Annotated in this window: 9 protein-coding genes; 7 read left to right on the top strand and 2 right to left on the bottom strand. The window is 43.7% G+C overall.

Annotated elements, in window-relative coordinates:
• Nucleotide 1 precedes the first annotated feature (1 nt).
• The 3 genes from HWQ38_RS30705 (at nt 2) to HWQ38_RS30715 (ending at nt 1,143) form a co-directional block, all read left to right on the top strand.
• The gene (locus HWQ38_RS30705; RefSeq protein WP_292801410.1) at nt 2–316 is read left to right on the top strand and encodes a hypothetical protein; all 315 of its coding nucleotides are present in this window, start codon (nt 2–4) and stop codon (nt 314–316) included.
• Between the two features lie 75 nt (nt 317–391).
• Nucleotides 392–772, top strand: coding sequence for a hypothetical protein (locus HWQ38_RS30710; RefSeq protein WP_292801412.1), 381 nt, complete (start codon nt 392–394; stop codon nt 770–772).
• A 92-nt stretch (nt 773–864) separates the two neighbouring features.
• Nucleotides 865–1,143: a hypothetical protein gene (locus HWQ38_RS30715; RefSeq protein WP_292801414.1), complete on the top strand. Its 279-nt coding sequence runs from the start codon at nt 865–867 to the stop codon at nt 1,141–1,143.
• A gap of 18 nt (nt 1,144–1,161) precedes the next feature.
• Here HWQ38_RS30715 and HWQ38_RS30720 read toward each other — a convergent pair whose 3' ends face one another.
• The gene (locus tag HWQ38_RS30720; RefSeq protein WP_292801416.1) at nt 1,162–1,785 is read right to left on the bottom strand and encodes a TenA family protein; all 624 of its coding nucleotides are present in this window, start codon (nt 1,783–1,785) and stop codon (nt 1,162–1,164) included.
• A gap of 35 nt (nt 1,786–1,820) precedes the next feature.
• On the bottom strand, nt 1,821–2,591 hold the full coding sequence (locus tag HWQ38_RS30725) for a pentapeptide repeat-containing protein (RefSeq protein WP_292801418.1): 771 nt from the start codon (nt 2,589–2,591) through the stop codon (nt 1,821–1,823).
• A 695-nt stretch (nt 2,592–3,286) separates the two neighbouring features.
• On the opposite strand from HWQ38_RS30725, the gene HWQ38_RS30730 reads away from it, so the two are divergent.
• The 4 genes from HWQ38_RS30730 to HWQ38_RS30745 all read left to right on the top strand — a co-directional run bounded on the left by HWQ38_RS30730 (nt 3,287) and on the right by HWQ38_RS30745 (nt 8,218).
• Entirely contained in the window at nt 3,287–3,553 is a 267-nt protein-coding gene (locus HWQ38_RS30730) for a type II toxin-antitoxin system HicA family toxin (protein WP_292801420.1), read from the top strand.
• Nucleotides 3,537–3,749, top strand: a complete 213-nt coding sequence (locus HWQ38_RS30735) for a type II toxin-antitoxin system HicB family antitoxin (protein ID WP_292801422.1) — start codon at nt 3,537–3,539, stop codon at nt 3,747–3,749. The genes HWQ38_RS30730 and HWQ38_RS30735 overlap by 17 nt, the downstream gene beginning before the upstream one ends.
• A gap of 670 nt (nt 3,750–4,419) precedes the next feature.
• Nucleotides 4,420–6,213 (top strand): ABC transporter ATP-binding protein, encoded by a 1,794-nt coding sequence (locus HWQ38_RS30740; RefSeq protein ID WP_292801424.1) that lies wholly within the window; start codon nt 4,420–4,422, stop codon nt 6,211–6,213.
• A gap of 205 nt (nt 6,214–6,418) precedes the next feature.
• Entirely contained in the window at nt 6,419–8,218 is a 1,800-nt protein-coding gene (locus tag HWQ38_RS30745; protein ID WP_292801426.1) for an ABC transporter ATP-binding protein, read from the top strand.
• Nucleotides 8,219–8,359: the final 141 nt, after the last annotated feature.

Below are 8,359 nucleotides of genomic sequence, written 5' to 3' on the forward strand. Positions count from 1 at the left end.
TATTTCGGCGACATCATTTGCTATTTCGGCGACATCATTTGCTATTTCGGCGACAGCATTTGCTATTTTGGTGACAGCATTTGCTATTTCGGCGACATCATTTGCTATTTCGGCGACATCATTTGCTATTTCGGCGACAGCATTTGCTATTTCGGCGATATCATTTGCTATTTCGGCGACATCATTTGCTATTTCGGCGATGCCTACGCCTGCTTACGCCTACGCGGTCACTGATTGCGTTTATCCCGAAACAACGGATAAATCCAAATGGATAAGTAAAAATACAGACTTACTTTTAATCTTAGTTGTTAATTAAATCCACAAAACTACTCTTCTCATCTAGAAGGGCATCCCATTATCTTGAAACAGAACTATTCAATAAATATCTCCCATGTCTCTAAGAACTCGCGGTTCTGCTGCTGTAGACAAAGCTCAACGCCGTCTCGCCCTGCTTAAATCCATTCATGAGAATTTGGATTTAGGGCACGGATTAAGCATAGAAGCTTACACCAGCCTCATCGCTAACACCCGTGCCACGCTAGAAACCCATAATACGCTTCTGTCTAATCTTGAAGAATCTCGTAAAACAATAACTCAGATGGACAAAGGACTCTCGGAACTGTCTGAGAGGATGCTCAGTGGAGTCGCTACTATCTACGGCAAAAAGAGCATGGAGTATTCAAAAGCAGGCGGCTCTAGTCGAAAGCGAAGTAAAAAATCTATCTCACAAGTTCCTTCAGTTGTAGCGGTTTCCGTCACTCAACCCACCTAAACTACAATTGCGAGTGAGTCAACTAACGGCAACAAAGGAGTTTGTTGCAATAATCCACCTGAATTGATCCGCCACTTCAATTTTTACTCATCATGTCAAAGCTCATACTTCAAGTTAGAACAAAGGATAATCTCTTGGATTTGCTTGCTAAGTCTGAGTCTGCGGCATGGATTGTTGCAGACGATAAAGTTCAAAAAATTACACACGTCCAAGTTGTGAATTTTCCGGGTACGCAGATGATAGAAGGAATATTTGACAAAAATAACAGTTATCGCCTAGATGATGGCAGGCTTGTTCTGAAATTTTCAGACGGTCGGATCGTCAATTGCAGCATTCAATTTAATGCACAAAATCCTGTCCACTATATTTGACTAACTTAATTAGGCAGACTACTCCAAAATCCAGGCAGCCTGAAAAAAGTCGCGCTCACAAAACATAGCATAACGGTAGGTTGAATCCACAACAGCATTAGTAGTGGCATAATTGTCAACTAAAGTTTCTAATTGTTTTGCTAATGGTTGAAAATCTGCGCTGCTGTAAGTACGAATCCAGTCTGCATATTGATGATTAGGAATACCGTTACCAGCCAACTGTTCTCCCAAAAAAGCATACAAACGCATACAGGGAGACATCGCCGCCGCAGTTAAACCCACATCTCCACCCCAAGCAGTTGCTAACAAAAAGTCAGTATAACGGCGGGTAGCTGTTCCTGGTTCTACAGAATGCAAATTGACTCCCCACTCAGAAGCATAGCCACTATGTAGCCGCAGTTCTTCTAAAACTCCACTAGCTAAGTTATGAAATGTGGTGAAACCTAACCAGTCTGGTGCTTTAGCTGCGGCGATACTATACGCACGGGCAAAAGCTTCTAAGAAAAAAGCATCTTGCCCTACGTAGTAAGTAAATTTCACCCGCTCAAGAGTACCATCGGCAATGCCTTTAACAAAAGGATGCTCTAGGCAAGCTTGGGCTAAGTCTTGATTAGTTGTCCATAATTTGTTAGATAAAGTCATCTGTTATTATCCGTTTGTTCTTTCAACTCTCCCCCTCAAAAAGGTAAGAACTGGAGCAACACTGAGCCTAGACTTCCCAAAAAGTCAACGAAACTGGGGCTACCAGTGCTTACCTTATCATTTACGGGTGCTTGCAGTTCTTTAATAAAAGCTTGGGCTGTTTGCGTTCCCAGGCTGTTGCTTTGAGATGTAAACAATTTTTCAGCAACTTGAGCATCTTGGAATGCACCTGGCCTATCTAGTATTTGGTAACGGGCGATACCACGAGCTAAATAAGCACCAGCATATTCTGGTTTAATAGCGATCGCTTGATTAAAATAACTGATTGCTTGCTGTTCGTTGCCTTTTTGCCCTTCTGCTACGCCCCAAGCATAAAATTCTTCTGGTGAAGCAATTTGTAATGGTATACCAACTGCACCCTGGAAGTTAGCGCCATTCAAGTTTGCACCAGTCAGTTCTGCATTTGCCAAATAAGTATTTCTCAAATCAGCACCCGTCAAATTTGCCCCACCAAATTTAGCTTGGCTCAGGTTAACACCAAATAAACTAGCGCCACTCAAGTTTGCACCCCGCAAATCTGCGCCGCTCAAGTTTGCACGGCTGAGGTTAGCACCTGTGAGATTAGCACCGCTCAAATTGGCTCCAGATAAGTCAGCCATCACTAAACCTGCATTAGTCAAATCACAATTTTGACATTGTTTGGTTGCCAATAACTGTTTGATCTGTTCAGAATTTGCGGCTTGTACGCTTGTTGTCAAAATAATCGTCGTTAAAAATGTGGCTGCGCTGAAAATTTGGTTTTTCATATTTGCGTAATATTTATTACTCAATATTTCACATTAACTAAGACGGATTTATACCTCAGCCTATGATATGAGCAATCTCAACATTTTGCCCTCTGTAGTTGCCTATATCACTTATCAATTTGAGTATAGCGGTTCTCGGTTGGGTTCAATACGCCCGTTGATTGGGGAGTCAAGAGAACTCTAGATTATAGTTCCTGGCTTTAATTGAAGTCAGGTGTTTTTTATTCATCTAAAAATCGCTTTAAACCCTTGCTGGTTGTGCAAATTTACTTCTTCAGTCTTCTGCCTTGGAGAAGATAAACTTAATTTTGTAAATAAGCTCAGGGTGAATGTTAAAATAACTGCTGTCAAACTGCTAATTATTTATACTGAGGTTAACCCTTGAGCGGCGTACTGTTGCTTCTGGAGGCTAAGTACAACATTTTATTAATTCGTAGCGAATTCTCTACGTGCCTCTGCGCGACGGCAGTCGCTACAACGGGGAGCCACCCCCTTGCGGAGGTTCCCTCCGTTGGGGGGAGTGGCGTGGGAACCCCCCTTCGGGTTCGGCAGTTCCTCATGGAGGAAACCCCCAAGATTGGACTGCCTCACCGCAACGCGCTGCGTCCCCTAGGCATTTAAATTTCAACCCGGAATTCGCCACGATTTTACGGCTCCACGATAGTCAAAACAAACATTAAGATAGTCAAAAAAACGTGAGTCAGCAAGACAAACTCTTAGAAAAAATTCTCTCTGGGACTTCTGATACAGATATCCCTTTCGCCCAACTGTGGCAACTTTTATATAGACTAGGCTTTGATGAGCGGATTCGTGGCGATCATCGGATTTTTGTGAAAGCCGATGTTGAGGAGATATTGAATCTGCAACATAAGAAAGGAAAAGCCAAAAGCTATCAAATTAAACACGTTCGTGCAGTAATTATCAAGTATAAGCTAGGAACTAAAAATGATGTTTCACTATGAAATTATTCTATACTGGAGTGAATTAGATCAAGCCTTTATTGCTGAAGTGCCAGAGTTATTAGGTTGTGCTGCTGATGGCGATAATTATCAAGAAGCCTTGCATAATGTAGAATTAGTGATGCAGGAATGGATAGAAACGGCTAAGGATTTAGGGCGTCTAGTTCCTGAACCTAGACCGCGTTTGATGTACATTTAATTGATACACAAACCAAGTCTAAACAAACTTTGGTATTTTAGGTCAAATTCAATTCCAGCAAAATTTCTCCCTCCAGCAGCATATCTTCTCAACAAGTCTTCAGCATTCATACCTTAACTCCCAAATCAATAACTACTTGGAATGGCGATTTTAACGACATCTTCAGTCAATTTGGCAACCTGAGTTAGACTAGGGCTATTTCGTTTTAGACAGAAACCGCCCAGAACTGAAGTTCAGAGGCTCATAGCTAAAGTCCGTTAAAACTGATATCTTGCATCAGTTCCAACAACTGCCTCAGAATGAATTCTGAGGCTAATAGCTAAAGTCTTCTAAAGAAGACTGAGCAAAAGTTTGAGTCCACTAAGCGTGGAGTTGAGCTATCAGCCCAGAACTTGAGTTCTGGGCGGGCGATGGTGCTAATTGAGAATGGTGCAAAATGTCAGTTAAAACGGACTATAACCTTTTCTTAGGAACGTGGATTAAATAAAATGCAAAACTTCATCCTGTATCTAGCTTCCCTCTCCAATATATCGGAGAGGGATTGAGGGTGAGGTAAGCCAGGGACATAAAATCCCGATCGGATTCACTTTCCCTGCTTGACCAATTAGTTTTTTACACTTTTACAATCAAAATACGAGATAATTTTCCAAAGATACAGGGGTAAATACCATTGGTTCAGCAAGCAGAACTCCAGGAAACTTCGTCGATAAAGTCAACCGGGCGCGTACTTAAAAGTTTGAGTACTTACCGATGGACTTCGCTGGGAGCCTTAGCCAGCCTGTTGCTGTTGACGATCGCAAACGCTCTCACCCCACAACTATTTCGGTGGGGAATTGATCAAGGCATCACGCAAAAAAACCTCCAAATTGTCCTATATAGCGCCGCTTGGATGGTAGTCGCCGCGATCGCTCGTGGTATATTTAACTTTGGACAAAGCTATTTAGCAGAAGCAGTGTCTCAGGGTGTAGCTTATGACCTGCGAAACAAAATTTTCAGCCAGATTCAAAATCTCAGTTTCAGCTATCATGACCAAGCGCAGACTTCCCAACTGCTAACCCGTGTCACCAACGACATTGAGCAGATCCGTACCTTTGTTGGCACCAGCTTAATTCAAGTCATTGGTGGAATTGTGACATTGGTAACTGTTTCGGTGATTTTGCTGGTGATGAACTGGAAACTCGCACTGATTACGCTAACGGTAATACCCCTAGCTGCATGGTTGATGGCGCGATTTATCAACCGAAATAACAAACTTTTTCGGCAAGTACAAGAACAACTGAGCGACCTAAATGCAGTATTACAAGAGAACTTGCTAGGAATCCGCGTAGTGAAAGCCTTTGTGCGGGAGTCAACCGAAAGGTCGCGTTACACGACGATGAATGATGCCCTACTCAAGGCAAACATGAAGACCATTAGCGCGATTCGTGATACCTTCCCGTTGATATTTTTGCTGAGTAATTTGGTAACACTGGCAGTTTTCGCCTACGGGGGAGCGCAGGTGATTGGGCACAGATTCTCCATTGGCGAACTGGTGGCGTTTAACTCCTACCTAGCGTTGATTCTTCAACCTATTTTGTTGATTGGATTTGCTGCGCCGGCGATCGCTCAATCAGCTGCTTCCGCCGAACGAGTCTATGAAGTTGTAGATGCAGAGGTAGAAATTCGCGATCGCCCCGGTGCTGTCCCATTTGACACCTGCGGAGGTAGAATTACCTTTGAAAATGTTTCCTTTCGCTATCCCGGAGCGACAAGCGAAACTCTCAAAGAAGTTTCCTTTGAAACTAAACCCAACGAACTGATCGCGGTTCTAGGAATGACTGGCTCAGGAAAAAGCACAATTATGAACTTAATTCCCCGCTTTTACGATGTTACAGGGGGAGCAGTTCGCATTGACGGACGAGATGTCACAAGTTTCACACTAAAAAGCCTGCGATCGCGTATTGGAATTGTATTTCAAGAAACTACCCTCTTCTCTGGCACAATCCGCGAAAATATTGCCTATGCAAAACCCGATGCAACCCTAAAGCAGGTGATTGAGGTTGCAAAAACCGCACAAATGCACGATTTTATTACCAGTCTACCCGATGGCTACGAGACGATTGTGGGAGAAAGGGGCGTGGGCTTGTCTGGTGGACAAAAACAAAGAATTGCGATCGCTCGTACCTTACTAACCGATTACAGTATTTTGATTTTGGACGATAGTACCTCGGCTGTGGATGCCAAAACTGCTGCCCAAATTCAAGCCGAACTAGATGACTTAATGCGCCAAAAAGCTTGTACAACCTTTGTAGTAGCTCAACGCATTAGTACCGTCAAGAATGCCGATCGGATTTTTCTGATGGATAAAGGACGATTGGTGGCACAAGGCACTCACGAAGAATTGATGCAAACCAGCCCACTCTACGGTGTAATTTTGGAATCTCAGGTAAAGCCGAAGCAAAAAAATAATCTCAAGTTAGGATAATTACTCTATAGCAATCGCTCGTTTATATGCAATACACTTTGACCTCTCTCCTAAAAGGAGAAAGGCTTTGAATCTTACTCCCCAACGCTAGTAGGGAAGGGGTTGGGGGTTAGGTCTGTATTGGACTCAACTGCAAACTGCTATAGCTGGAAATTGTAATAAAGACTTTTAATCAAAAATCCCAAATCTAAAATCCCAAATTTTTATGAGAGGCACAGTTCCCGTTGTTGTATCTGAGCAGGCGAGTCAGCAACTTTCCACCCTGCGGCGCTTTTTACAATACCTGCAACTCTATCGCAAAGAAATTCCCATCGCCCTGACATTAGTATTTATTGGTGCCGTAACCCAAGCAATTGGCCCATTCTTTCTTGGCTGGTCGATTGATCACCTAATTGCACAAGGGAATTTGCAGGGACTACTGCTATTATTAGGGCTACTAGCGCTCAACTACGGACTTGGTATTTTAGCAATCCGGGGTCAAATTCTTCGAGTCGGCTGGATTATGCAGCGATTGCTAGCTCAATTGAGGCAAGACATTTTCACTAAAATTCAAAGTCTGCCACTCAGCTTTTTCGATCGCAGCGAAGCAGGCGATTTAATGAGCCGCTTGCTGAATGATGTCAATACAGTAAATCAGGCATTTGGACTGACGATCGCCCAAATGCTGGGCAACACTTTCAGTTTAGTCGGCATTATCATTGCTATGCTCTCAATCAACCTGAAACTTGGCTTGTTGAGCAACTTAGTTGTGCCACTGATGATTTTTACTACAAGCTTATTTGCACGTTGGGCAAGAGTCAAGTTTCGCGTTACCCGACAGACAATTGGGGAGCTTTCTGCCAAGTTGGAAGAAGATATTGGCAGTGTGCGAGAAGCACAGGCATTTAATCGTGTACAGATGAACATCGCAAAATTTGACATTCTCAACGCTGCTAATCGTGATGCCAATGTGGAAGCTGTGGTAATTACTTCAGCCTTTTTACCCTCGATTGATTTTCTCAACACCCTAGCAACCGCAGGTGTGCTAGCCTATGGCGGCTATCTCGCGGTAACAGGAGCTGCAACAGTGGGTGTGGTGACATCTTTTTTACTTTACGTCCAGCTATTCTTCCGCCCTATCCAGATTCTCAGCCAGTTTTACACCCAAGCTCAATCTGCATTCGCCGGATTAGAGCGGATCTTTCTATTACTAGATGAACCATCAGAACTCAAAGACGCACCCGATGCAACAGAAATGTTGCCCATTCAAGGTGAGGTGACATTCGAGAATGTCAAGTTTGGCTACAACCCAGATCAATTAGTTCTCAAAGGGGTGAATTTACACGCTTATCCTGGGCAGATGGTTGCGTTAGTCGGGCCGACCGGTTCGGGAAAAAGTACAATCATTAACTTAATTTTGCGCTTCTATGATGTATCTGGCGGTGCAGTCAAAATTGATAATATTGATGTGCGTAGTGTTACTCAAACAAGTCTGCGGCGTCAAATTGGCATCGTCCTGCAAGACAATATTCTGTTTAGCGGCACCGTCGCCGAAAACATTGCCTTTGGCGCTCCCCATACTACCCAAGCTGATATCGAAACGGCTGCACAGATGGCAAATGTGCATGAGTTCATTACTTCGCTGCCACAGGGTTATACAACTCAATTGGGTGAACGGGGCGCACCCTTGAGCCAGGGACAGCGACAACTGATCAGTATTGCGCGTGCAGTGTTGATTAACCCCCGAATTCTGATTCTGGATGAAGCCACCAGCAGCATTGATACCCGCACAGAAGCGTTAGTACAAACTGCGATCGCCCGCTTGCTGCAAGGTCGTACCAGTTTCGTAATTGCCCACCGCCTCAGTACAGTTACTCAGGCAGATCAGGTATTAGTAATTCAGCAGGGACAAATTGTCGAGCAGGGTAGTCACGCTGAACTGATTAATCAGCAAGGTGTCTATGCAAACCTCTATGCCCTGCAACTGGGTGCAGCAGACACAATGGTTCTTCAAAACGAAAGGTAAAATATATATAGCTCGAATTTACCAATTGCCAGCAAAAGAATGAAGCTACCTAACCTCGATTCACAAACCATCAATCGTATCCGCTCAATAAATAGGGGATAGGAAGAAAAATAAGAGGATACAAAGGGTCACACCGGATTG

Source organism: Nostoc sp. NMS7 (assembly GCF_017115085.1).
In the GTDB taxonomy this organism is placed as follows: domain Bacteria; phylum Cyanobacteriota; class Cyanobacteriia; order Cyanobacteriales; family Nostocaceae; genus Nostoc.

Excerpts from the sequence above, each read along its gene's own strand:
- HWQ38_RS30745 (WP_292801426.1), top strand. The coding sequence starts at position 6,419 with ATGAGAGGCACAGTTCCCGTTGTTGTATCTGAGCAGGCGAGTCAGCAA.
- HWQ38_RS30715 (WP_292801414.1), top strand. The coding sequence starts at position 865 with ATGTCAAAGCTCATACTTCAAGTTAGAACAAAGGATAATCTCTTGGAT.
- HWQ38_RS30710 (WP_292801412.1), top strand. The coding sequence starts at position 392 with ATGTCTCTAAGAACTCGCGGTTCTGCTGCTGTAGACAAAGCTCAACGC.
- HWQ38_RS30720 (WP_292801416.1), bottom strand. The coding sequence starts at position 1,785 with ATGACTTTATCTAACAAATTATGGACAACTAATCAAGACTTAGCCCAA.
- HWQ38_RS30725 (WP_292801418.1), bottom strand. The coding sequence starts at position 2,591 with ATGAAAAACCAAATTTTCAGCGCAGCCACATTTTTAACGACGATTATT.
- HWQ38_RS30735 (WP_292801422.1), top strand. The coding sequence starts at position 3,537 with ATGATGTTTCACTATGAAATTATTCTATACTGGAGTGAATTAGATCAA.